This is a genomic window from Hoeflea sp. YIM 152468 (assembly GCF_029210485.1).
Lineage (GTDB): Bacteria > Pseudomonadota > Alphaproteobacteria > Rhizobiales > Rhizobiaceae > Hoeflea.
On sequence record NZ_JARGET010000005.1, the window covers coordinates 248,395 to 270,727 of the forward strand.

Annotated in this window: 24 protein-coding genes; 13 read left to right on the top strand and 11 right to left on the bottom strand. The window is 60.5% G+C overall.

Features of this window, described 5'->3' with window-relative positions; genetic code table 11:
* Positions 1-492: 492 nt before the first annotated feature.
* Positions 493-852: a hypothetical protein gene (locus PZ897_RS03235; protein ID WP_275749925.1), complete on the top strand. Its 360-nt coding sequence runs from the start codon at positions 493-495 to the stop codon at positions 850-852.
* 89 nt (positions 853-941) lie between these two features.
* Here PZ897_RS03235 and PZ897_RS03240 read toward each other — a convergent pair whose 3' ends face one another.
* From PZ897_RS03240 to PZ897_RS03260, 5 genes are all read right to left on the bottom strand, one after another.
* Positions 942-2,468, bottom strand: a complete 1,527-nt coding sequence (locus PZ897_RS03240; protein WP_275749927.1) for a Ppx/GppA phosphatase family protein — start codon at positions 2,466-2,468, stop codon at positions 942-944.
* A gap of 280 nt (positions 2,469-2,748) precedes the next feature.
* Positions 2,749-4,965: an RNA degradosome polyphosphate kinase gene (locus tag PZ897_RS03245; protein ID WP_275749928.1), complete on the bottom strand. Its 2,217-nt coding sequence runs from the start codon at positions 4,963-4,965 to the stop codon at positions 2,749-2,751.
* A gap of 53 nt (positions 4,966-5,018) precedes the next feature.
* Complete coding sequence (hdaA, locus tag PZ897_RS03250) at positions 5,019-5,723, bottom strand: DnaA regulatory inactivator HdaA (RefSeq protein WP_275749929.1); 705 nt, start codon at positions 5,721-5,723, stop codon at positions 5,019-5,021.
* Positions 5,723-6,850, bottom strand: coding sequence for an AI-2E family transporter (locus PZ897_RS03255; RefSeq protein ID WP_275749930.1), 1,128 nt, complete (start codon positions 6,848-6,850; stop codon positions 5,723-5,725). The genes hdaA and PZ897_RS03255 overlap by 1 nt, the downstream gene beginning before the upstream one ends.
* 41 nt (positions 6,851-6,891) lie before the next feature.
* On the bottom strand, positions 6,892-7,428 hold the full coding sequence (locus tag PZ897_RS03260; RefSeq protein WP_275749931.1) for a CDP-alcohol phosphatidyltransferase family protein: 537 nt from the start codon (positions 7,426-7,428) through the stop codon (positions 6,892-6,894).
* A 202-nt stretch (positions 7,429-7,630) separates the two neighbouring features.
* On the opposite strand from PZ897_RS03260, the gene purM reads away from it, so the two are divergent.
* The 3 genes from purM (at position 7,631) to PZ897_RS03275 (ending at position 10,863) form a co-directional block, all read left to right on the top strand.
* Positions 7,631-8,701 (top strand): phosphoribosylformylglycinamidine cyclo-ligase, encoded by a 1,071-nt coding sequence (purM, locus tag PZ897_RS03265; RefSeq protein ID WP_275749933.1) that lies wholly within the window; start codon positions 7,631-7,633, stop codon positions 8,699-8,701.
* Positions 8,698-9,327, top strand: a complete 630-nt coding sequence (gene purN, locus PZ897_RS03270) for a phosphoribosylglycinamide formyltransferase (protein WP_275749934.1) — start codon at positions 8,698-8,700, stop codon at positions 9,325-9,327. Before purM ends, purN begins: the two co-directional genes overlap by 4 nt.
* A gap of 255 nt (positions 9,328-9,582) precedes the next feature.
* Positions 9,583-10,863 carry a cyclopropane-fatty-acyl-phospholipid synthase family protein gene (locus PZ897_RS03275; RefSeq protein WP_275749935.1) on the top strand — a complete coding sequence of 427 codons (1,281 nt, stop codon included), beginning with the start codon at positions 9,583-9,585 and terminating at the stop codon, positions 10,861-10,863.
* Between the two features lie 45 nt (positions 10,864-10,908).
* Here the strand turns inward: PZ897_RS03275 and PZ897_RS03280 are convergent, their stop codons facing one another.
* The 3 genes from PZ897_RS03280 to PZ897_RS03290 form a co-directional block, all read right to left on the bottom strand.
* Positions 10,909-11,184 carry a hypothetical protein gene (locus PZ897_RS03280; protein ID WP_275749937.1) on the bottom strand — a complete coding sequence of 92 codons (276 nt, stop codon included), beginning with the start codon at positions 11,182-11,184 and terminating at the stop codon, positions 10,909-10,911.
* Complete coding sequence (locus PZ897_RS03285) at positions 11,181-11,591, bottom strand: hypothetical protein (protein WP_275749939.1); 411 nt, start codon at positions 11,589-11,591, stop codon at positions 11,181-11,183. The genes PZ897_RS03280 and PZ897_RS03285 overlap by 4 nt, the downstream gene beginning before the upstream one ends.
* A 165-nt stretch (positions 11,592-11,756) precedes the next feature.
* The gene (locus PZ897_RS03290) at positions 11,757-13,169 is read right to left on the bottom strand and encodes a multicopper oxidase domain-containing protein (protein WP_275749940.1); all 1,413 of its coding nucleotides are present in this window, start codon (positions 13,167-13,169) and stop codon (positions 11,757-11,759) included.
* On the opposite strand from PZ897_RS03290, the gene PZ897_RS03295 reads away from it, so the two are divergent.
* Entirely contained in the window at positions 13,155-13,322 is a 168-nt protein-coding gene (locus PZ897_RS03295; RefSeq protein ID WP_275749941.1) for a hypothetical protein, read from the top strand. The two genes, PZ897_RS03290 and PZ897_RS03295, sit on opposite strands and share 15 nt — an antisense overlap.
* A gap of 13 nt (positions 13,323-13,335) precedes the next feature.
* Here the strand turns inward: PZ897_RS03295 and PZ897_RS03300 are convergent, their stop codons facing one another.
* Positions 13,336-13,719, bottom strand: a complete 384-nt coding sequence (locus PZ897_RS03300) for an SHOCT domain-containing protein (RefSeq protein WP_275749943.1) — start codon at positions 13,717-13,719, stop codon at positions 13,336-13,338.
* Between the two features lie 125 nt (positions 13,720-13,844).
* Entirely contained in the window at positions 13,845-15,983 is a 2,139-nt protein-coding gene (locus tag PZ897_RS03305; protein WP_275749946.1) for a molybdopterin oxidoreductase family protein, read from the bottom strand.
* 84 nt (positions 15,984-16,067) lie between these two features.
* Here PZ897_RS03305 and rlmJ point away from each other — a divergent pair, with 84 nt between their 5' ends.
* From rlmJ to PZ897_RS03335, 6 genes are all read left to right on the top strand, one after another.
* Positions 16,068-16,919, top strand: a complete 852-nt coding sequence (rlmJ, locus tag PZ897_RS03310; RefSeq protein WP_275749948.1) for a 23S rRNA (adenine(2030)-N(6))-methyltransferase RlmJ — start codon at positions 16,068-16,070, stop codon at positions 16,917-16,919.
* A gap of 72 nt (positions 16,920-16,991) precedes the next feature.
* On the top strand, positions 16,992-17,408 hold the full coding sequence (locus PZ897_RS03315) for a hypothetical protein (RefSeq protein ID WP_275749949.1): 417 nt from the start codon (positions 16,992-16,994) through the stop codon (positions 17,406-17,408).
* 8 nt (positions 17,409-17,416) lie between these two features.
* Positions 17,417-18,136 (top strand): ribonuclease, encoded by a 720-nt coding sequence (locus PZ897_RS03320; protein ID WP_275749951.1) that lies wholly within the window; start codon positions 17,417-17,419, stop codon positions 18,134-18,136.
* 31 nt (positions 18,137-18,167) lie between these two features.
* Complete coding sequence (locus tag PZ897_RS03325; protein WP_275749953.1) at positions 18,168-18,764, top strand: glutathione S-transferase; 597 nt, start codon at positions 18,168-18,170, stop codon at positions 18,762-18,764.
* A gap of 35 nt (positions 18,765-18,799) precedes the next feature.
* Positions 18,800-19,147 (top strand): diacylglycerol kinase, encoded by a 348-nt coding sequence (locus PZ897_RS03330; protein ID WP_275749955.1) that lies wholly within the window; start codon positions 18,800-18,802, stop codon positions 19,145-19,147.
* A gap of 161 nt (positions 19,148-19,308) precedes the next feature.
* Positions 19,309-19,962, top strand: a complete 654-nt coding sequence (locus PZ897_RS03335) for a DsbA family oxidoreductase (protein WP_275749956.1) — start codon at positions 19,309-19,311, stop codon at positions 19,960-19,962.
* 90 nt (positions 19,963-20,052) lie between these two features.
* Here PZ897_RS03335 and PZ897_RS03340 read toward each other — a convergent pair whose 3' ends face one another.
* A complete protein-coding gene (locus PZ897_RS03340) occupies positions 20,053-20,691 on the bottom strand; it encodes an outer membrane protein (protein ID WP_275749958.1) in 639 nt (212 codons plus the stop codon).
* 68 nt (positions 20,692-20,759) lie between these two features.
* On the opposite strand from PZ897_RS03340, the gene PZ897_RS03345 reads away from it, so the two are divergent.
* Together PZ897_RS03345 and PZ897_RS03350 are read left to right on the top strand one after the other, a co-directional pair.
* Positions 20,760-20,975, top strand: coding sequence for a hypothetical protein (locus PZ897_RS03345; RefSeq protein WP_275749959.1), 216 nt, complete (start codon positions 20,760-20,762; stop codon positions 20,973-20,975).
* A gap of 442 nt (positions 20,976-21,417) precedes the next feature.
* Complete coding sequence (locus tag PZ897_RS03350) at positions 21,418-22,182, top strand: SDR family oxidoreductase (RefSeq protein WP_275749960.1); 765 nt, start codon at positions 21,418-21,420, stop codon at positions 22,180-22,182.
* Positions 22,183-22,333 lie beyond the last annotated feature (151 nt).

The window sequence follows — 22,333 nt, forward strand, 5'->3', positions numbered from 1 at the left end:
TATATTTAACGCTCCCCTGCCCGGCTCGCGGCGCTGCAACAGCTTGAATCGGTGCATGGGGCGGTCATTCGGCCGAGCCCCTTTGCTTGCGACGCCGTAACCGGACATCGTGGGACGTCGTGACGTGTGGCAATACGCCGTGACAGGCGAGGTCTGCGCCAGCACCCGGCAAAGCAACCCCATCACCGCTCCCTGCCCACCAGTTGCAGAGCCACACCCAATCAGCACGATCAATGCAGCTTGGCGATCCCGGCAACGCCTGGACCCGGTGCGGATTTGAACCAAGACGGACAGCGCGACGGCCTCGGGGAGACACCGGGAAGTCCTGAAGGACACAGTACAACCTAAGCAATAGATAGTACTTTAAACTCTTTTAAGTTGCATTTTTTCCGTTCTGCTGTCATGAATTGCACTCGTTAGGCAAATGTCCGGTTCCCGTCGGGAGTTCAGCGGAGGCCGGACCTTCACTCACAGCAAACAGGGAGAAGAACCATGGCCACGTACCACGAATTCGACGACAAGGCTGTCGCAGCCGCGATCCAGGCCGCAAGCGACTTTTATGCCGAGAAAGGCATGACAAAAGAAGGCGCGAGAACCGATCTGGCTGATGACGGCCACATGAACATTGCGGCGCAGTGCATCTCTGTAACGGTCGACAATGGAAAGATCTGCCTCAACCTGCCGCTTGGAATTGGCAAGATCTGCCTTCCGATACCCTCGATCTTTCCCAACGGCACTGCCGCGGAAGCTTGTCTGAGCATTTGCACCACCTGGCACATTCCAACCGGTGTGAAGGTTACCGTCAGCATCGCGGGCAAGGTCATTGTTACCAAGTCATTCGGCAAATGCTGAGCCGTTAGCGCTAGCCGGGCCTTGCCTGGCAGGCCGGCCCGTCATTGCGGGCCGGTCACCCGTGAAAGCGCAAACATCCAATACCGGTGTCAGCCAACCCTGAAGGCCAGGCGTTTGCCGGTCAGCTTTGCAAGCTGCTGCAGACGGCCCTCAAGCCGTTCGCCGACAAACGCCTCACACGACCGCGGCACCTTGAGGACGATATCGACATCGCCGTCCGCTGCGACGGCAGGCGCAAATTCGAGTTGCGGCACCATGCCCGGCATCGAAGCCGAAAACAGATAGACCACCCGCAACATTCCACCGAGCAGTTTGGCATAGTCGAGGTATTTGGTCCCGGCTATCGCAGCAAGATCCGATGAGGTGCCATCGTCATTGAGGCCTTCAAAGCGGAAGTAATTGGCCAGCGCAATATAGGCGCGGCCACCATGACTGATACCGGTAAACGTGCCGTTGGCGATGATGTTGAGCGCCTGCGAGCCGCGATAATCGGGATGGGCGCGCCAGGAGATATCGGCCAGCAGACAGGCCGCCTGCCGGTAGCGGGCGTCCTCGGCGCTTTCATTCACACCGAAAACGGGGAACATGCGCCCTGTCCAGGCAGCCAGTTCGCGCGCGTGCTCGGGTGAGCGGGCACGCAGGATCGCCAACTCTGCGGCAGCGGACAGCAGTGGATCGCTTGCCGCCTCCGCAGCCCCGAGCAGCGAGTACAGATATCCCTCGCGAACACCAAGCGCAGAGAAACTGACCCGCTCAGCCTTCATGGCAACCAGCACTTCCTGAAGTGCCACTGCCCCATAGGGCAGCAAGCCGCGGCGGTTTCTGGAAATCACCTTGATCGCATTGATCTGCGATTGCTTCATCGCAGCGATTTCGCCGAGAAAGTCGATCGCAGGTTCGGCATCGATCTCATAGGCCTGCATCATGTGCAGCGGATAGCCGGTGATATCCATGTGCAGCCTGGCAAGGTTTCGCCAGGTGCCGCCGACGGCATAGAAGGTGCGACCGGCTCCACCGGCAAGCACCGGGGACTGGCGCAGGGACCGCCGGACGATTTGGCGTGTTTTGGCGATGGAGCCGCCAGACAGTTCCGCCAGACGCAAACCACCAAGCGGCAAGGTCTGCCCCCCCGAATGCCGCTCGCCCTTTATATCCGCCAGTTCAAGCGAGCCGCCGCCCAGGTCTCCCGACACGCCATCGGGATCAAAATAGCCGGCGATGATCCCCAGCGCCGAGAACCTGGCCTCTTCCTCGCCGGTCAAAACCCGGATGCGGCGGCCCAGTATGGCTTCAGCAGCACCGATGAAGGATGGACCGTTTTCCGCTTCCCGGGCAGCGGCGGTGGCGACGATGTACATATCCGAGACACGGGCCTGCTCGGACAAGGCCCGGAACCGTTTCACTGCGGCCAAAGCGCGGACTATGCCAGCCTCATCCATTCGGCCGGTGGCAACCATGCCCTTGCCCAGCCCGCACATGACTTTTTCGTTGAACAGAACCGAAGGCGCGCGGCTCAGCCCTTCGTAGATCACCAGCCGCACCGAATTGGAGCCGATGTCGACGACGGAAACCGGATGAATGCCCGGCAGTCGACCCTGCGCTTCCGATTCAACCATATCTTAAGCGCTCTGCGGTTGGACGACGCGTTTCGCCAGGGCGAAGCGAGGCCAGGAACAACAAAATCACGGTCCTTATATAGGGTATCGGCGAAAACTGTAACCCGGTCGAGCTAATATCGAACCGGGGCACCACGTCTTTCGGACAACCATGAGCTTTTGCACAGGTGCTGCAGCCACAATGACGGCCGCGACGCGGTTCCGCTGGCCCGCAGGTGAGCCGGCTTGAATGGCGGCGCCCCGGAAGCGGGTCATCAGTCCTCGACACACCGGTCACGGATCAGCCCTTGCTGTGCGACGATCTTGCGACACGGTCCGCAATCAGCTTGGGAGCGTTGGACTTGAGCGATTCGCCTCGACCCGAGAGGCTTGGATTGGTCATGAAATACACCTGTGCATTGAACGGCTCTTCCCCTACGCCAGGCTCAACCCGGCGGGACGTGCCATCAGGCAATATCTCGTAACTCTGCTGATTATCAATCATGTTGCCCAACATGATCTGGGATAAGACCTGTTCATGCACAGTCTTGTTCGCCAACGGCACCAGAGTTTCAACCCGGCGGTCGAGATTGCGCGGCATCAGATCGGCCGAGCCGATATAGACCAACGCTTCCGTCGAGGGCAGGCCGTGGCCATTGCCGAAGCAATAGATGCGGCTGTGCTCGAGGAAGCGGCCGACAATGGATTTGACGTGGATGTGGTCAGAAAGGCCCGGAACCTGCGGCCGCAGACAACAGATGCCGCGCACGACCAGATCAACCTCCACTCCGGCCCGGCTGGCAAGGTACAGCGAATCAATGATTTCCGGATCGACGAGGGAGTTCATTTTCATCCAGATCGCTGCAGGCCTCCCAGCCTTGGCATGGCCGATCTCGGCTTCGATGTTGTCGACAATCCGTGTACGCAAATTCAGCGGTGACACGGCGAGCCTGGAGAGATCTTCCGGTTCGCCGTAGCCGGTGATGAAATTGAACACATGAGCCGTGTCGCGCGCTATCACCGGATCGCAGGTGAAATAGGACAAGTCGGTGTAGATCTTGGCGGTGATGGGATGGTAGTTGCCCGTGCCCAGATGACAGTAGGATACCAGCTTGCCCTCCTCCCGGCGCACGATCAGCGACATCTTGGCATGGGTCTTGAGTTCCAGAAAGCCGAAGACAACCTGCACGCCGGCGCGCTCCAGATCGCGGGCCCAGCGGATGTTGGCCTCCTCGTCAAAACGTGCCTTGAGCTCAACCAGAGCGGTGACCGATTTGCCGGCTTCCGCGGCATCGACCAGCGCCCGGACAATGGGACTGTCGTTGGAGGTGCGGTAGAGCGTCTGCTTGATCGCCAGCACATCGGGATCGCGGGCCGCCTGGAACAGAAACTGCACCACCGCGTCAAACGATTCATAGGGGTGATGGACGATCAGATCCTTCTCGCGGATCGCGGCAAAGGTATCGCCCATGTGTTCGCGTATGCGCTCTGGAAATCGGGCATTGTAGGGTTCGAACTTGAGGTCGTCGCGCGGCGCCTTGGTGATTTCGGACAATGTGTTGAGCGCCAGCAGTCCCGGCAGTACCGCAACGCGGTTTTCCGGAACACTGGTTTCGTGAACCACGAACTCGCGCAGGCTTTGCGGCAGTTCGGAATCGAACTCGATGCGAATGACCGAACCGCGGCGGCGGCGCTTGAGCGCACTTTCAAACAGCCGCACCAGATCTTCGGCTTCTTCCTCGACCTCGATGTCGGAATCGCGAATAATCCGGAACGTACCGGAGCCGCGGACCTCGTAGCCGGGGTAGAGTGAGCTGATGAACAGGCTGACCACATCTTCGAGCGTGATGTAGCGAATTGCACCGTCCCGGTCTGGCAGCCGCAGGAAACGGTCCAGCGCCACCGGCAGACGGATCAGGGCCGTCATCGGCTCATTGGCGGCCTTGGACGCAAGCTGCAGGCAGATCGAGAACCCCAGATTGGGAATGAACGGGAATGGATGGGCGGGATCGATCGCCAGCGGCGTCAACACCGGGAATATCGATTGCAGGAACTGGTCTTCAAGCCACTCCATATCGCCTTCCGCCAGAACCGACGGGCGGACGATGTAGATGTTCTCGGCGGCCAGATTCTGCTGCAGAATGGCCAGCGACGCCTGTTGCTCGAGCTGCAGCCCGTCAATTTCCTCAAGGATCTGGTCAAGCTGTTCACTCGGCGACAGGCCGTCGGGTGAGCGGTTGGTTATGCCCTCCCGCACCTGGCCCTCCAGTCCGGCCACGCGGACCATGAAGAATTCATCCAGATTGGCGGCCGAGATCGACAGGAACCGAATCCGCTCCAGCAGCGGGTGGTCGGAATTGAGGGTTTCCTCGAGCACCCGGCGATTGAACTGAAGCCAGGAAAATTCGCGATTGATGAAGCGGTTCGGGCTGGTCATCAGATCATCGGGCAATGCGTCCGAGGTGATCGGATCAACCCGCAATTCATTTACGCTTGCAGCCTCATAGTCTTCCATCATGCACTCCAACGCCCCGGTCCTGACCGCCAACCTATAGCACAAGAAAGAAGGATCTATGACTGTTCCTGATCATGTGTGGCCGCGTCCATTTCCGCCAGCACCTCGGCGGCCATGGCGCGGGTGATCCTTGACCCGCGGGCCATCGCCTGCTGGTCGAGCCGGGTGACAATATGGCGTGCAGCGGCCAGGGATCGTTCCATGCGCGCAACCAGCCAGGATATGATGCGATCATCCACCACCACCTGCCGGTCGGCAAACAGCTTGACCATCACCTGGGCCAGAAGTTGCTCATCCGGCTCGGCAATTTCGACCACCGTCGCAGCCTTCAACCGGGAAGCCAGGTCCGGCAAAGTCACCTGCCACCCGGCAGGCCAGAGCCGGCTGGTCATCAGAACCGCGCTGCCATGCTCGCGCACGGCATTGATCAGATGAAACAGCGCTATCTGATCGAAGCCGGTGCGGTCTATGTCCTCGATCAGCACCGGGCCCCGCGCGGCGGCTGCCAGCACCATCGGATCCGGTTTGGCGATGGCCACTCGCTGGGCGCCAACGCGCGCGGCCCAGATTCCGGCCAGGTGAGATTTTCCCGAGCCGGTGGGTCCGGCCAGAACCACCACCGGCGAGGGCCAGTCCGGCCAGCGGTCGACAATCGCCACCGCGGCATTCAGGCGGTCGGATATGATCAGATCCTCCCGTCCGGAGGCGGATTCATGGCCAAATTCCAGTGGCAGCTGACGGATGACGGGCGGCCTGGACATCACTTGCCCGGCGCTTCATCGGTCGGAACAGCCGCGGGGTCGAGCGGTCGCTGCCTGCCATGATAAAGATCACTGTCGAGGTAACGCGAGATCGCGAACCGGACCAGCACGCCGACCGAGGCCGCCGCAGGCACGGCAATCATCATGCCGACAAAGCCGAACAGCGCACCAAATGCAAACAGGGCGAACATCAGCCAGACCGGGTGCAGACCAACGGACGAGCCAACCAGCCGCGGCTGCAGGATGTTGCCTTCAAAAAACTGGCCGGCAGCGAAAACACCGACAACCGCACCGATCATGATGAAATCGGGCCAGAACTGCACGATCGCCACGATCAGTGCCAACACCAGCCCAACCAAAGAGCCGACATAGGGGATGAAACTGATAAGCCCGGCAAATATGCCGATCAAAAGGCCAAAATTCAGACCGACAATCGACAGCCCGACGGCATAAATCAATCCCAGAATAAGGCAAACACTGCCCTGCCCCCGAACGAAGCCGGCAATCGCCTGGTCGATCTGGCTGGCGAGATTGCGAACGGTGCCGACATGGTCGCGCGGAATCCAGCGGTCAACCTTCTCGATCATATTGTCCCAATCCAGAAGCAGATAGAACGCGACAACCGGAGTGACGACAAACAGGGCGGCGATATCAAGCAGGGCCATGCCGGAATTCCAGATCTGCTGGAATATGGTGCCAACCAGCCCGGCACCTTCCTTGAGCAGGGCTGCGAAGCTCTCCTTGATCTGCCCGAGTTGACCGCTGATCCAGCCCGGCAACAGGTTCGAGTCCGCCATCAGAAGCGACTGCAACTGGGTGATATAGCCTGGAATGCGGCCGCCCAGATCCGCGGCCTGCGTCACCAACACCGGGATCAGCACGATCAGTGTGACGGCAAAAACCCCGACAAAAGCTGTCAGGATCGCCAGCGTTGCCATCAATCTCGAGAACCCGCGACGCTCGAACCAGTCCGCGACCGGATCCAGGAAGTAGGCCAGCGCCATGCCGGCGACAAAGGGCAACAGGATCGACCTGAAAACCAACAGGAAGACAATGAAGACTGCGAGGGCTATCAACCAGAAGAAAATCTGCCGCCGGAAGGCCACCGGATCGAATTGGGTTGTCATGATCACCTCATTTGCAGACCGCTTGAGCCGGACGCTCGACCCTATTTCTCACCGGCCATGTGCCTGAGCCAAGTCACGAGATAGGCGCTTGCCGACGCGATGGTCAAGCCTGCGACGGCAAAGACCATCCATCGGGTAATGCCGTCAAGAGGCGCAATCTTTGCCAGATCCGCCAGCACCAGACCGATCAACAGGATCTGGAACAGGGTGTTGGCCTTGGAGACCATCAGCGGACGCATTCCGACCGGATTGCCCATCAGACTCGACAGCATGACAGCCCCCACGATCAGGCCATCGCGAGACACCGCCAGAACCACCAGCCAACGGGGCAGCGCCTCGATCCATCCGAGCATGATGAACACACTGACCAGCAGCAGCTTGTCGGCAATCGGATCAAGCCAGCTTCCAAGCTCGGAGCTTTGGTTGAAATGCCGGGCGATGAAGCCGTCGAGCCCATCGGACACTCCGGCGAGCAAGAACAGCACAAATGCCGCAAGCATATGGCCATCAAGCAGCGCAAGAATGATCAGCGGGACCATGATGAACCGGGCGATTGTGATAAAGTTTGGCAGCGTCATGAGTGGCACCGTTGCTGGGTCAAGCTGATATGGCGTCGGCCCGGCGCTTTTCCAACCGTCTGCGGCTTTCCTGGCAGGTTCAGGTGCGGTTTTCCCGGTTTTTGTCGCGCCTCACCGTACACTTCGGCTTGCGGAAACGCCCGTAACATGCAATTCCCCGCACATACAGAGCATCTTCGACACGCACAAAGGGGAAGCCGGTATGGCGGACAAGAAAGACGGCCTCACCTATGCCCAGGCAGGCGTCGACATCGAGGCCGGCAACGAGATGGTCAACCGTATCAAGCCGCTGGTGCGCTCGACCAGACGCCCCGGTGCAGATGGGGAGATCGGCGGCTTTGGCGGTTTGTTCGATCTCAAGGCTGCCGGATTTTCAGATCCTGTTCTGGTCGCGGCCAATGACGGGGTCGGCACCAAGCTCAAGGTGGCGATCGAGGCCGGGGTCCACGACACAGTCGGCATCGATCTGGTCGCCATGTGCGTCAACGACCTGATTGTCCAGGGCGCCGAACCGCTGTTTTTTCTGGATTACTTCGCCACGGGCAAACTCGACCCCGACCAAGGGGCTGCCATCATAAGCGGCATCGCACGGGGCTGCCTGCAGGCCGGATGTGCGCTTATCGGCGGGGAAACCGCGGAAATGCCGGGCATGTACCGCGACGGCGATTATGATTTGGCCGGCTTCGCGGTCGGCGCCGCCGAGCGTGGTGCGTTGCTGCCGACTGGAACACTGTCTGAGGGCGATGTGCTGCTTGGCCTCGCCTCTTCCGGGGTTCACTCCAATGGCTATTCTCTGGTGCGCCGGATCGTCGAAATGGGCGGGCTTGGCTACGACGCACCGGCTCCGTTCGATGCGTCGATCACCCTCGGCGCCGCGCTGCTGGAGCCGACCCGGATCTACGTCAAATCCCTGCTGGCGACGATCCGGAAAACCGGCGCGATCCAGGCGCTGGCCCATATCACCGGTGGCGGTTTTCCCGACAACCTGCCCCGCGTTCTGCCCGAAGGCCTGGCCGCCGAGATCGACCTGGACGCGATCAAGCCACCGGCGGTGTTCTCCTGGCTTGCCCGCACCGGAAGCGTTGCGCCTGAAGAAATGCTGCGCACGTTCAATTGCGGCATCGGCATGGTGGCGGTTGTCTCGTCTGCAGAAACAGACCGTGTTAGCTCCATGCTTGAAGCCCAGGGTGAAAGCGTCATTCGGCTCGGAAGACTGATCACGCGCGCAGACGGCGCAGCCAAAGTCAACTACACAGGAACATTGGCGCTGTGAAACCAAAACCCAAGGTTCCTGTTGCGATTCTGATATCGGGCCGCGGATCGAACATGGGCGCGCTGATCGCGGCTTCGCTGCACACTGATTTTCCGGCCCGGATCGTATCGGTGATTTCGGACAAGCCGGACGCAAAAGGACTTGAGCACGCACGCGGATTCGGGATCGCCGCCGAAGCGATCCCGCACGCCGATTATGACAGCAAGGCCGAACACGAGGCCGCCATTCGCGCGGCAATCGACGCTTCCGGCGCCACACTCATCGCGCTGGCAGGCTACATGCGGCTGTTGTCGGGCGAGTTTGTCAGCCGCTATGCCGGCCGGATAATCAACATTCACCCGTCGCTGCTTCCCGCCTTTCCGGGATTGGCAACGCACAAACGTGCGCTCGCGGCAGGATGCCGTGTGCATGGCTGTACAGTTCACTTCGTCACCGAGGGCATGGATGAAGGCCCGATCATCGAACAGGAAGCGGTGCGGGTCAGCCGCGACGACACGCCAGATACACTTGCCGCCAAGGTTCTCGAGGCTGAACACCGGATCTATCCCGAGGCGCTGGCGATGCTGGCGCGGGGCGAGGTGCGCCTCGGCGGCGACGGTGCCGCACGGTTCACCACGTCTGGATAAGCCACTCCAAGGCTGAGCCGATTGTTAAATCAGCAGAAATCCGTGTCAAATCCCGGGTTTGGGGCTTTACCTGAAGGTATCTGCCTGCTTTGATTTCCCTCCAGGAGCGCGATCAAATGCTTATCGCGTTCAAGTGGGGTCATTTGAACGCGGCAGGCATGCATTGATTCAGGCAAATACAGCGTCCTTTGCGCATCCTGCCGGTTTTGTGGCGCTGTAGGTTGCTGCAGGTTCTCTGTGTTTGGAGAGAGTTCCATGTTGTCACTTAATAGCATGCTCGACAAAGTCATACGCAATGGTCGGCTGACCATGACAGATGCCAAAGGGGTTGTTCACAATTTTGGCGGCAAGCAACCCGGTCCCGAAGCCGCCATCCGTTTCACCAGCAAGGCGGCAGAGTGGAAAATCCTTCTCAATCCCGAGCTCAACGCCGCTGAAGCCTATATGGACGGCGAACTGGTGATGGAAAGCGGCAGCATCCATGACCTGATCAAGGTATTTTACGCCAACAAACGCCATTTCGACCTCACACCCAGCCAGATTTTCTGGCGCGGACTGTCACGCAAGGCCCGGCGCTTGCAGCAGAACAATGCGCTCTCGAGATCACGCGCCAACGTCAAGGCGCATTACGATATCGGCGAGGATCTCTACAAGCTGTTCCTCGATCGCGATATGCAATATTCCTGCGCCTATTTTCCGGACGGCACAGACACGCTCGAACAGGCGCAGACGCAGAAAAAGCGCCATATTGCAGCCAAGCTCAATCTGAAAGACGGACAACGTGTGCTCGACATCGGATGCGGCTGGGGTGGCATGGCGCTTTATCTCGCCCATGTTGCCGAGGTCGACGTGCTGGGCGTCACACTGTCGGAACGGCAACTGGCGGTTGCCCGCCGTCGGGCGGAGATATTGGGCGTCAGCGACCGGGTCAAATTCGAGCTGATCGACTACCGCGAAGTCCAGGGCACGTTCGACCGCGTCGTTTCGGTCGGCATGCTCGAGCATGTCGGCGCTCACTATCTGTCCTCCTATTTTCTGATGGTGCGTGACCGGTTGACGGCGGATGGTGTGGCGCTGATCCACTCGATTTCCTCAAAATCACCTCCCGGAGTCACCGGGCCGTTCATCCGCAAATACATCTTTCCCGGCGGCTATACCCCGTCGCTTTCAGAAACAGTCGAAGCCCTTGAGCCGACCGGCTTGTGGCTGCTTGATTGCGAAATCTGGCGCTGTCACTACGGCTACACCTTGCAGCACTGGCGTGACCGGTTTTTGACCAACCGCGCCGCCGCAGTGGAGATCATGGGCGAACGTTTCTGCCGAATGTGGGAACTCTATCTGTCGATCGCCGAATGTGTGTTCCTGCAGGGCTCGAGCAATGTCTTCCAGCTCCAGATCGGCCGCGAACGCGACGCCGTACCGATCACACGCGATTACATCGATGCGGAGGAAACGCGTCTGGCTGAGCGGGAAAGCGACTTTCTCGAGCGCGTTGTCGCCAGCGCCAAACTGGCGCTTGAGGGGGACTACAGCTAGTTGGAGCTGGTGCAACCGGCTCGGCGCCCCCGCGGAAGCGGCAAATCAACATTGGGGCGTCGGACAGACGCTCCAGCCTGTCGCCAGCCGGTGTGCGTTCAACCTCTCTTCGAGGAGCCGCAATGCATCGTCCGGACAGGCGCAAAACGCATCCTGGATCATGCCGGTCGATGCGCCGCCGCAATATTCCGCGATGGCAGCCGAGGCGGTCACCTCACCCGACAGCACACGCGTTTCCAGATCGGCAACATCCAGACCGGCAGCACATGCCGCGCCGGCTGCCCAGAGAGACGAAGCCACGATCAGCAAGCCTGCGCTCACCTTGGTGTGTCCATGATGGCTGTCATGGCTTTGTCGGCCATGTAGCGCAGCCCGCTGCGGCTCAGACTGTTGAAATGGATAAGGCTGGTGAAGGGATTGCGCTGGTAAGGATAAACATCGTTTTCAAGGTTGATCTCGATGACCAGCCGCGCGCCCGGAATGCTTTGGCCCTGCATGACGTGAAGCAGACCCTGCTTGGGATGCGGGCATATTTCATAAGGCGTTCCATCCGACGCAACAACATCGAAATGGGTATGCCCCCCTGCAACATGATCTGACACGTAACCTCGCGTCTTCTGCAAAGAAGCCGCATGATCAAGAACACCTGCGACGCTTTCCTGTTCAGCATGAGCGGGACAACTCATCATCGCGCCCAGCATGGCAATACTGGAAAAATGCTTCCTCATCATTTGCAAACACCTTGCATGAGATCGGCTCTACAGCTTTTAATTGTAGATTTCATTTCATTATAGTGTCAACCAAACCGTTGACCGGTATCGCGCTGCACCGGTCTTAACACATGGGAATGTGAGGCGAGATCCCTCAGCCGCATCCGGGCGCCAACTCCGGGATCATGAGACCGTGAACTGTCCCATCATGCCGGCGTCCTCATGCTCAAGGATGTGGCAATGATACATGAAAGGCTTGTCACGGCTGGCAGGCTGATCGAAGCGCATGATGATCTCGGCTTGATCCCTTACCAGCACGGTGTCTTTCCAGCCGAGATTTTCCGGGCGTGGCGGGCTGCCATTTTCGCTAACGACCCTGAACAGCGCGCCGTGGACATGAAACGGATGCGCAATCATGGTGCTGCTGACAACCCATTTCTCGACCGAGCCAAGCTCCACTTCAAGGTCAATCCGGTCCATGGCAAAGGGACGCTGGTTGATGGCGAAACCGCCAGCCCCGCCCATCATGCCACCCATGCCCATATCCAGTGACAGTGTGCGGGTGCGGACCTGTGTACCGGTGAGGACCTCGAGTTCGGGACCAAAGCCCTCGGGATGACTGGTGATCCGTGCCGGCAAAGTGTCGTCGATGGCAAACTCCAGCACCCCGAAGGGCTGCTCGAAGCCGCTCCTCAGCACCGGGGCCGCACCGGTAGCGAAATCGACGAGGATTTCGACCCGCTCACCGGGAGAAAGTGTCAACCCGTCAAGCGTCACAGAGCCGGGCAGGAAGCCGCCATCCGTGGCAATCATGTGCATTGGCCTGCCGTCATCAAAGGCAAGCCGATAGCTGCGCGCGTTCGAGCCGTTGAGCAACCGCAGGCGGACAATGCCGGCAGGCACCGCCGCCACCGCGCCGACCTGGCCGTTGACCAGCATCCGGTTGCCCATGAAGCCATGCATGACATCCATCATCGACGGGTCGTAGACCATCTGACCGGACGGACTTATGCGCCGGTCCTGAAGCACAAGCGTGAGATCATCGACGCCATAATCGACCGGCAGCCCCCGCTCGGCGTCGTGACCGTCCGTAACATGGATCACCCCGGCCAGGCCGCTGTAAACCTGCTCGGCAGTACGGCCATGGATATGGGAATGATACCAGGCTGTCGCAGGCTGCTGGGCGATACTCATGTCAGGCGTCCAGCTTTGGCCCGGACTGATCGGAAGATGCGGCCCGCCGTCATGCTCGCCTGGCACCAGAAGGCCATGCCAGTGCACGCTGATTGCTTCGTCGAGCGTGTTTTCGACATTGGCGGCGAGAGACCCATTCTGCATGATGATGGTCGGGCCCAGATAGTCCTGGCTGAATCCGGTCGTTGCCGTCGCCGGACCGCCGGCGAGGCTCAAGGCCCCTGCCCGTGCAGACAAGGAAAGACGGCCTGTCTCGCGGGTATCCAGCAATGGCGGCATTTTGAGCCTTGGACGGGACGACGAGCCTGCGTCCGCATGGGCAGGCCGACCGCCAAAAATTGATCCTGTCTGGGCTGCCACCAGCGCGGCAGCGGTGGATTTGAGAAAATGGCGCCGTTTCATGCAAGCTTCTCCTACACCGTCACTCCAACGGCCTCCAGACCGGAAGCCTGTTCGGTATTCTGCCACATCGGACCGGGTGGGCCGCAGATGAAACCCTGCGGCAAGGCCGGCATGGCCAATCTTGCCTTGAGCAATCTGCTCACTCTCGATTGAGGAGCCAGCCGGTTCAGTCGGCAAGCCCGGCCTTGCGTTCTTCATACTCCTTGGTGTCGATCTCACCCTTGGCATAGCGCTCTTTGAGGATAGCCAAGGCTCTGCCATCGGAATGACTAGCGCCGAAGCTCGCTCCGGCTCCACCGAAATGGCGCATGAGATAGACGACGCCCAGCACAATTCCGACAAGCACGAGAATCATGAATATCGGGCCCAGCACCATGCCAAATCCTCCCCAATGACCGCCACCCCACATCATTCCGGGTCCATGATGGTAAGGCATGCTCCCGCCGGGAATTTCGCCAGTCTGGGCCAGCGCTGATCCGGTCAGGGCCAATGCCGCAAACCCCGCAAAAGTTCCAAGCCGGACAAGGCGAACCAGTGAATTGTTCCGCATCTGCATCTCCATTCCAATGACGGCAATGTGCCGAAGTACAGAGACAATGTAGAGCATGCCACCAGGCTGCCTATTGATGCAGATCATTCTCACAGAGACGTGATGGCGCTCCGCCGGCAGCGCGTTCAGGCGCGTCTCACCCACACCCTGGTGTCGTGAAACGCCGCCCCACCGTAAGGCGCGCAAGCATCGGCGCCGGTGAGCGTGTTGATGCCCTCACCACCTTCAAAGGCTGAGTTGGGCCACAGGCCTTCATGGATCACCACGCCGCGGCGCTGGCCGGCGTCAAGTTTTGCCGGCATCGCGATCTCGCCGCGGCTATTGCCGAGTTGCACCTTATCGCCCTCGGCGATCCCGAGCGCTGCCGCATCCTCAGGATGGATCAGCAGTTCGGGCCGGCTTTCCTTTGCCTTCGAAGACGGGGTCTCGGAGAATGTCGAATTGAGAAACGAGCGCGCTGGCGAGGTTGCCAGCCGGAACGGATGATCCGTGTCGGCAGTCTCGATCAGATCGACGTGATCGGGAAACTCGGGCAACCGATGCACCGGCCCCTGCGGCCCCATCCGCCTGGGCGGCTTGTTGGCTGCCGGCGTGCCGGTCCAGTCCGGCCGGAAGCGGTATTTGCCGTCCTTGTGGCCAAAGCCCGTGAGAAAATGGGCCGTTTCGAAATCAACCTGCACATCAGCCCATTTGTCGGCCTTGAAGCTGTCGAAATCGCCCAGTCCGCGCTGGTGCAGCATGTAATCGATGTGGTCCCGCTCGGTCAGTCCGAACCCCTCGCGGTCGCTGACGCCGAAGCGATGTGCCAGTGCCTCGATCACCTGGTGATTGGACTTCGGACCTTCCGGCGGATCGACTAGCTTCGGTCCGAGAGTGATATGCTGGTTGCCGCCACCGCGATAGATGTCGTCGTGTTCGACAAACATGGTGGCGGGCAGCACGACATCCGCATATCGCGCCGTGTCGGTCATGAACTGCTCGTGGACGGCGACGAACAGATCCTCTCGCCTGAAGCCTTCGATAACCTTGCGCTGCTCGGGCGTCACATTGGCGGGATTGGTGTTCTGGATCAGCATGGCGGTCACAGGCGGGCCGCCACCCAGCGCCTCGGCCTCGCCAGTCAGCACCCGGCCGATCCTCGATTGATCAAGCCAGCGCAGCTCCGGGTCGTAATATTTGCGGCCTTCAAGCAGGGATTTGTCGAGCCGGAAGAGATCCGAGTTGGAATGAAACGCACCGCCGCCTTCATACTGATAGCTGCCGGTGACCACGGCGAGCGACAGCGCCGCGTGCATGTTGACCGCGCCGTTGCGCTGCCGGGTGAAGCCGTAGCCAAGCCGGAAAAAGGTGCGTTTCGTGGTGCCGACCAACCGCGCGAAAGCCTCGATCTCGGCCACCGGAACTCCACAAATGGCTTCCGCCCACTCAGGTGTCCGCTGCTGCAGATGTGATTCAAGTCCTGCCGGGTCGTCGCTGTATTTGTTGAGGTAATCGCGATCGGCCAGGCCTTCGCGAAACAGCACATGCATCACTGCGCAGGCGAAAGCGCCATCGGTGCCGGGCTTGAGCAGCACCTTGATGTCGGCCTGTTTCATCGTCGGCGTGTCATAGACGTCGATGACCACGATCCTGGCGCCGCGCTGCTTGCGCGCCCGCAGGGCGTGGGTCATGACATTGACCTGAGTGGACACCGCATTGGTGCCCCAGATCACCACGCAATCGGATTTGGCCATCTCGCGCGGATCGGAACCGCGCAGTGCACCCGCGCCCATGGCGAACCCGGTCCAGGCCAGATTGGTGCAATAGCTGTCGAACTGGTTGGAATAACGCTTCGCATGTCTGAGCCGGTGGATGCCGTCGCGCTGCACCAGCCCCATGGTGCCGGCGTAAAAATTGAGCCAGACCGTTTCCGAGCCGAATTTTTCTTCGGCCCGGTCGAACTTTTCGGCAATCAGGTCCAACGCGGCCGCAAATCCGGCTTCTTTCCATTGCCCCTCACCCTTGGCGCCGGTCCGTATCAACGGTTTGAGCAGCCGGTCGGGATGATTGACCCGTTCGGCATAGCGCGCCACCTTGGCGCAGATGACCCCGGCGGTGTAACTGTTGGCCGCATCACCGCGCACCCGGCCGATGCGGTTGCGCGACAGCAGCTCGACTTCCAGCGCGCAGGTCGATGGGCAATCATGCGGACAGGCGGAATGGCCGATCGCAGTGACCGCATTGGAATCAGGGAGGCCGGAATCAATAGGGGTCGCGTCGGTCATGCTTTCTCTATAAGAGAATTTGCCACGACACACCACGCCATTGCGGCATTTTCAGTTCACTTCAGGGACGCACCACACACCACGATGAATTACCGTCACAGCTACCATGCGGGCAATTTTGCCGATGTGCTCAAGCATGCAGTTCAGGCTCAGATCCTCACCTATCTCAAACGCAAGGATCAGGCGTTCCGGTTGATCGACACCCATGCCGGCATCGGCAGCTACGACCTCTCATCGGCGGAGGCGCAGAAGACCGGGGAATGGCGTGACGGCGTCGGACGGATCGTCGACGCTGAGCTGTCGGCTGACCTGCAGAGCTTTCTCGCGCCATGGCTCGGCGCCGTGCGGTCGCTCAACCCGGAGGGTGGTGTTCAGATATATCCCGGATCACCGCAGCTTGCCCGGTTGCTGATGCGCAAACAGGACCGGCTCACGGCCATCGAGCTGCATCCGGAGGACGCCAGAAAGCTCCGCCAAGTGTTTGACGGCGACTTTCAGGTCCGGGTGATTGAACTCGATGGCTGGCTGGCGCTTGGCGGGCACTTGCCGCCGAAGGAAAAGCGCGGCCTGGTGCTGGTCGATCCGCCGTTCGAGGTTGACGGTGAATATGACCGGATGATCGACGGGCTGGCACGCGCCACACGGCGGTTTCCGGGTGGCACCTACATGCTGTGGCATCCGATCAAGATCGACAGCCCGCTGGCCGGGTTCGACAAGAAACTGACCGCATTGGCGAGGCCGCGCACTCTCACGCTGCGGGCCTACATTCGCAACCGAAACATCGAGCCGGGTCTGAACGGGTCGGGTCTGGTGATCGTCAATCCGCCCTTCACGCTCGAAGCCGAGCTGAGAAAAATCCTGCCCGAACTGACGCGGCTGCTGGCCCAGGGCCCGGACGCTGGGTTCGAACTGCGGATGCTTGTTGGCGAGGCTTGAGCGGCTAATTGCTTGCTCAAGGGCGGCTGGACGCCTTATACCGTGACTCGCATCCTGTTTGGAGGACCAGTCATGAAAAGCCTGTTTATTGCCCTTGCATCGACCTTCGGCATCGCATTGCTGAGCCTATCAAGCCCGGCAGCGGCTTTCACGGGAGGCAATTTCCCCGCATGCGACGCGCCGCAGGTTCTCTCCTACATCCAGAAACGCTTTGTCTGGACCGATACCCATCTGCTCAAGCGCGGACTGGCGATCGAACGTATCGAGCCGGCGCAGCGCAACCGCAGTGGATACGGGCTTCATCATTCATCGGTCCCCCGGCTCTACTGCCATGGGATGGCGCGCATGAATGACGGCCACAAACGGAAGATCTGGTGGCTCATCGAGGGCGGCATGGGCTTTGCGGGCCTGCGCGACAATCTCGAGTTCTGCATTTCGGGGCTGGATCCGTTCAAGGTCCATGGTGCCTGGTGCCGGTCTGTGCGCTGAAAGCAGCCATGACCAAGGCCTTGCTGCTTAAACTTGGCACCGCATTGTCGCTGGCCGCACTGATCACCGCTTGCAGCGAGGACGGCGCGCCGCCGGCACATGCGGAACCTGCGCCCCTGTCGACGCCCAGGCCGGTTGCCGCCGATCTGCCGCCGGGTGACGGTTTCGATTTTTATGTGCTGTCGCTGTCCTGGTCACCCTCCTATTGCCGCGCTGAAGACGCCGGCGCCAACCCGCAGCAATGTGCCGAGGACCGCGATTTCGGTTTCGTGGTGCATGGGCTGTGGCCGCAATACGAAAGCGGATATCCCGAGTTCTGCCCGTCACGCGAACCCGAACGGGTGCCCTGGCAACTGGGGCGCAAGTACATCGACATCGTGCCGTCGATGGGCTTGATCGGGCATCAGTGGCGCAAGCACGGATCCTGCTCCGGTCTGTCGCAAGCCGACTATTTCAGGGTTTTGCGCGCGGCGCGGGACCGGGTGGTAATCCCCGCAAGCTTCAAGCTGCAAAATCTGCCGCTCGAAATCGATGCGCCTGATGCCGAAGGCGCCTTCGTCTCGGCCAATCCGGGCATGGTTGCGGAGGGTATCGCCATCAGTTGCAAACGCGGATTGCTGCGTGAGGTCCGGATCTGCATGACGCCGACGCTCGACTTCCGCGCTTGCCGCGCGGTCGATCGTGCCGGCTGTACAATCGACAAGCTTGAAGTCCCCGAACCGGATTGAGCCCCGCCCCTTCCCAACCGAAAGAAGACCGATGAAAATACTCTACTCCCCCGCCTCGCCCTATTCCGCAAAGGTGCGAATGGCGGCCCATATCGCAGGCGTCCAGGCCGAAGGTGTCCTGACCGACACCAACACCGCGCCCGCTGTACTGGTTGACTCCAATCCGCTGGGCAAGATCCCGACCCTGCTCACCGAGCAAGGCCAGCCGGTCTATGACAGCCGGGCGATCATGCACTTTCTCGACCGCAGCGGCAGCCAACGGCTGTACCCGCGCAATGCCGTCAAGCGCACCGAGGTCGAGGTTCTGGAAGCGCTGTGCGACGGCATTTGCGACTGCCTGCTGGCGATCATCTACGAACGCCGCTTCCGGCCCGAGGAAAAACTCCATCAGGAGTGGATCGACAAGCAGTGGACCAAGGTTGCCCGCGGGCTCGATTACCTTGAAGCCAACCTGCCGCGCATGACAAAGTCGCCCAATGGCGGTCAACTGGCCCTGGCCGCACTGCTTGGTTACCTGGGCTTGCGATTTACCGGTCAATGGGAGCGCGGACGGCCAAAGCTCAAGCGCTGGAACGCCAAATTCGCCGCAAACTTTCCCGAAATCAATGCAATGCGTCCGTCAGCGTGACATTGCGACCGGTCAAACAGGTCGGGATCGCCCATATGTTGGCAGCCGCGCGCTATTCGCTGGGCGGCGCCAAACGGCTGTGGCGTGAGGCCGCCTTCAGGCACGAGACCCTGGCCTTGGCGCTGATCCTCGGCCTTTTCGGCCTCACCGGCGCGCCCTTGTGGGGGCACATCGGCGCGGTGGTGCTCTATCTGCTGACCGCCTCGATCGAGGCGCTGAACACGGCGGTGGAGGAAATCACCGACCATGCCTCACCGGAGTATTCCGAAATGGCAAGACACGCCAAGGATCTTGGATCCTTCGCGGTGTCTTGCCTGTTGCTGGTGAATGCGATCTGGGCCGTGTTTGTGCTCTGGTCGGCCTTCACGCCTGGTGTCGGCTGATTGATCGTCATGACCGGGGTTGCCGGTGCGGCCAAATGGTTCAGGTGCGATCGAGCTGTCGCCGCTCATAGCCTGCCGGTTGCTCCGGCGCTGGTAATTTGCAATCCGCGCCTTACCTGTGAGCACAGCATCTGCCTCAACTGCAATTGATCGGAGCCCCCATGACCGACTCTCCCCAACCGCTTCGGATCGACATCATTTCAGACGTCGTCTGCCCCTGGTGCATCGTTGGCTACCGCCAGCTCGCAGCAGCACTGGAGGCCACCGGAATCAACCACGAGATCCACTGGCATCCGTTCGAGCTGAACCCGCAGATGCCGCAGGAAGGGCAAAATCTCGGCGAGCATATCGCCGAGAAATACGGCAGCACGCGGCAACAGTCGCTCGATGGCCGCGCCCGGCTGACCGCGATCGGTAATGATCTGGGGTTTGAATTCAACTTCACCGACGACATGCGCATGCACAACACATTCAATGCCCATCAACTGATCCACTGGGCCGACACCCAGGGCCTCGGCCACGCCCTCAAGCAGGCGTTGTTTTCTGCCTATTTCACCGACAGGCGTGACCTTTCGGATCATGAAGTGCTGGCCGGGGTGGCCCAGGAAGTGGGCCTTGATTCGACGCAAGCAAGGGCCGTGCTTGCGGATCAACGCTATGCGGAGGACGTGCGGCAGAAGGAGGACTTCTGGGTTGAGCAGGGCATTCAGGGCGTGCCTGCCATGGTGTTTGATCGCAAGCACCTGGTCACGGGTGCGCAAGGCAGCGAGAATTACACCAGCATTCTCAATCAGCTTGCCGCGACGCCCGGCTGACGGCCTCGGCAAGGCCGGGCCTGCCCTCACACAACAAAACGCCCGGACGATCACTCATCCGGGCGTTTCGCAGTCTCAGGTTCCGACAGATCAGAACTTCATGCCAATACCAACGCGGACTGAATGATCATCAAAGCCCGACGATACATTTGTGCCGCCGAGATTGTAGTCCTTCGACTGATAATCCGTGTAGCGGTACTCAAGCCGGGTGGTGATCTTCTCGGTCAGGAACGCTTCCGCACCGGCACCGGCGGTCCAGCCGATATGGGTGTTGGTGTCGGAACCGGCCGCATTGGACAGTTCAGCCTGCGTCGCGGCCACACCACCGGTCGCGTAGACCAGGAACGGATTGACATCCAGACCGATACGAGCACGGAGCGAGCCGTTGAAACCCTGCTCGCCGCTTGCGCCGCCAGCGGAGAAGTCAGCGCCTGAATAGCCCATGTCGGCCTCAGCACCATAAACGATGTTGTCAGACTGCCAGTTGTAGCCGCCATAGACGCCGCCGCCGAAACCATCGGCATTCTGAGCAGGTGCGGCGCTGAACTCGCCCCACTTGTACTCGCCATAACCGCCGAGATATCCACCGGACCAAAGATAGGACACGGGTGCAACTTCAGCTACAGGCGGTTCGGGAGGCTGCTCGATGATAGCGTCCGCGGCCAGCACGGGGCCGGCGAGCGAGACGGACATGGCTGCAGCCAGCAGTGCCAGTTTACGAATACGCATTTTATTCTCCTTGTTTCATCTGGCCCGACACAAGACAGCGGGCCGTAAACATCGGGGCATTGGGATGCATGCCTTCGACAGCAGCCAAGATGGCGTTCGAATGCGGCGGGCGCGAAGCAGGAATGTGGAAACACAGCGGCAGAAAAAGGGCACACGAAGCTGTTGCTTTCGTGCAACAAATTTGCCGCCACCCTGGCGCCGTCTCGATGACGATCAAGACCCTGCCGCCTATCCGGGGCTGCAATCAAAAAGACACCGTGAGTGTTGATTTGAAAGCGTTCTGACCGAGATCGGGGGGCTGTTCGGCCTTGGCGTTGCCGGTGACCAGAGGGTTGAGACGCTGGCGCGCCATCTGAGACACACGCCATCAGCGCGCTGTCCCGGAACTGACGATTGTGGCTTTCGGGAGTTTATGCCGAACAGGATCGGGTCACGGCAAACGGTGTTGGGGAATGTCTGCGCAATCGCCCGTTGGCGATCGTCTGATCTCCCACGCTGCCAACGCGGTTTGCTCGGCTGAGCCGGTCGATCTGTGCATTGATCCAGTCGATCCGAGAATGAGGCTCGCCGCCAGCCTTGCCCTGGTAGCGCTGGCGCATTGCAGGGCGCTGAACAAAAGGCTTGGCGGCATGGCCATGCTTGCGGCTATGGTGGTCTCTCACATCCGGGCAGATTCCAAAGAGCCTGCCACACGATCCCACCAGCAGAGATAATCCGGGAAAAATCATGACATCATCGAAAGGGACGGTTCTGGTGACGGGGGCCGGGCGCCGTGTCGGCAAGGCGATTGCGCTGGATCTGGCTGCCCATGGCTACACCATCGCCATCCATGCCAACAACAGCGTCGAACAGGCCGAGGCCGTCGCCGGCTCCATCCGTGAGACAGGCGGTGTGGCCGAAGTGTTTCTGGCCGACCTTTCCGATGGCAAGGCAGTGAAAGCTCTCCATGCCGACATCTCAAAGCGCCTCGGTCCGCCCGACATCATTATCAACAACGCCTCGATGTTCGAGCATGACGATGTGCGCAGCATGGACGAGGCACTGTTTGACAAGCACTTCGCCATCCACCTGAAAGCGCCGGCGCTGCTGGCCCAATCAATGGCTGCAAGCCTGCCCGAGGACCGCGACGGGCTCATCGTCAACATCATCGACCAGCGGGTCTGGAAGCTGACGCCGCGGTATTTCTCCTACACCCTGTCGAAATCGGCACTCTGGACCGCAACACAGACCATGGCGCAGGCGCTGGCGCCGCGCATACGGGTCAATGCCATCGGTCCCGGTCCGACGCTTGCCAATGAGCGGCAGAAGGAAACCGATTTCGCCCGTCAGGCCGCCAAGGTGCTGCTTGAGCACGGTCCTGAGCTCTCCGAGTTCGGCGCCACCATCCGTTACCTGCACCAGGCGAGATCGGTGACCGGCCAGATGATCGCGCTTGATGGCGGTCAGCATCTTGCCTGGCAAACACCGGATGTGTCGGGCGTCGGCGAATGACCGCTTGCGGGCTGTGACAGGAAAGCACCTGCCGCAAGCATGGCCGATCGCCGCTGCGCTTGGCGGGCTGGTTCACCCCTGCCGGGGTTGATATGCCTCGCTGCTGACGCCAGATAACAGGTTCTGCCGGTAACCCTCTCTTGCCCGGACA

Excerpts from the sequence above, each read along its gene's own strand:
- PZ897_RS03315 (WP_275749949.1), top strand. The coding sequence starts at position 16,992 with ATGAAAAGCCTGTTTATTGCCCTTGCATCGACCTTCGGCATCGCATTG.
- PZ897_RS03330 (WP_275749955.1), top strand. The coding sequence starts at position 18,800 with ATGTTGGCAGCCGCGCGCTATTCGCTGGGCGGCGCCAAACGGCTGTGG.
- PZ897_RS03320 (WP_275749951.1), top strand. The coding sequence starts at position 17,417 with ATGACCAAGGCCTTGCTGCTTAAACTTGGCACCGCATTGTCGCTGGCC.
- PZ897_RS03335 (WP_275749956.1), top strand. The coding sequence starts at position 19,309 with ATGACCGACTCTCCCCAACCGCTTCGGATCGACATCATTTCAGACGTC.
- PZ897_RS03350 (WP_275749960.1), top strand. The coding sequence starts at position 21,418 with ATGACATCATCGAAAGGGACGGTTCTGGTGACGGGGGCCGGGCGCCGT.
- PZ897_RS03275 (WP_275749935.1), top strand. The coding sequence starts at position 9,583 with ATGTTGTCACTTAATAGCATGCTCGACAAAGTCATACGCAATGGTCGG.
- PZ897_RS03300 (WP_275749943.1), bottom strand. The coding sequence starts at position 13,719 with ATGCGGAACAATTCACTGGTTCGCCTTGTCCGGCTTGGAACTTTTGCG.
- PZ897_RS03240 (WP_275749927.1), bottom strand. The coding sequence starts at position 2,468 with ATGGTTGAATCGGAAGCGCAGGGTCGACTGCCGGGCATTCATCCGGTT.
- PZ897_RS03325 (WP_275749953.1), top strand. The coding sequence starts at position 18,168 with ATGAAAATACTCTACTCCCCCGCCTCGCCCTATTCCGCAAAGGTGCGA.
- PZ897_RS03345 (WP_275749959.1), top strand. The coding sequence starts at position 20,760 with ATGCCTTCGACAGCAGCCAAGATGGCGTTCGAATGCGGCGGGCGCGAA.
- PZ897_RS03290 (WP_275749940.1), bottom strand. The coding sequence starts at position 13,169 with ATGAAACGGCGCCATTTTCTCAAATCCACCGCTGCCGCGCTGGTGGCA.
- hdaA (WP_275749929.1), bottom strand. The coding sequence starts at position 5,723 with ATGTCCAGGCCGCCCGTCATCCGTCAGCTGCCACTGGAATTTGGCCAT.
- PZ897_RS03255 (WP_275749930.1), bottom strand. The coding sequence starts at position 6,850 with ATGACAACCCAATTCGATCCGGTGGCCTTCCGGCGGCAGATTTTCTTC.
- PZ897_RS03340 (WP_275749958.1), bottom strand. The coding sequence starts at position 20,691 with ATGCGTATTCGTAAACTGGCACTGCTGGCTGCAGCCATGTCCGTCTCG.
- PZ897_RS03295 (WP_275749941.1), top strand. The coding sequence starts at position 13,155 with ATGGCGCCGTTTCATGCAAGCTTCTCCTACACCGTCACTCCAACGGCC.
- PZ897_RS03260 (WP_275749931.1), bottom strand. The coding sequence starts at position 7,428 with ATGACGCTGCCAAACTTTATCACAATCGCCCGGTTCATCATGGTCCCG.
- PZ897_RS03235 (WP_275749925.1), top strand. The coding sequence starts at position 493 with ATGGCCACGTACCACGAATTCGACGACAAGGCTGTCGCAGCCGCGATC.
- PZ897_RS03285 (WP_275749939.1), bottom strand. The coding sequence starts at position 11,591 with ATGAGGAAGCATTTTTCCAGTATTGCCATGCTGGGCGCGATGATGAGT.
- purM (WP_275749933.1), top strand. The coding sequence starts at position 7,631 with ATGGCGGACAAGAAAGACGGCCTCACCTATGCCCAGGCAGGCGTCGAC.
- rlmJ (WP_275749948.1), top strand. The coding sequence starts at position 16,068 with ATGAATTACCGTCACAGCTACCATGCGGGCAATTTTGCCGATGTGCTC.
- PZ897_RS03305 (WP_275749946.1), bottom strand. The coding sequence starts at position 15,983 with ATGACCGACGCGACCCCTATTGATTCCGGCCTCCCTGATTCCAATGCG.
- PZ897_RS03245 (WP_275749928.1), bottom strand. The coding sequence starts at position 4,965 with ATGATGGAAGACTATGAGGCTGCAAGCGTAAATGAATTGCGGGTTGAT.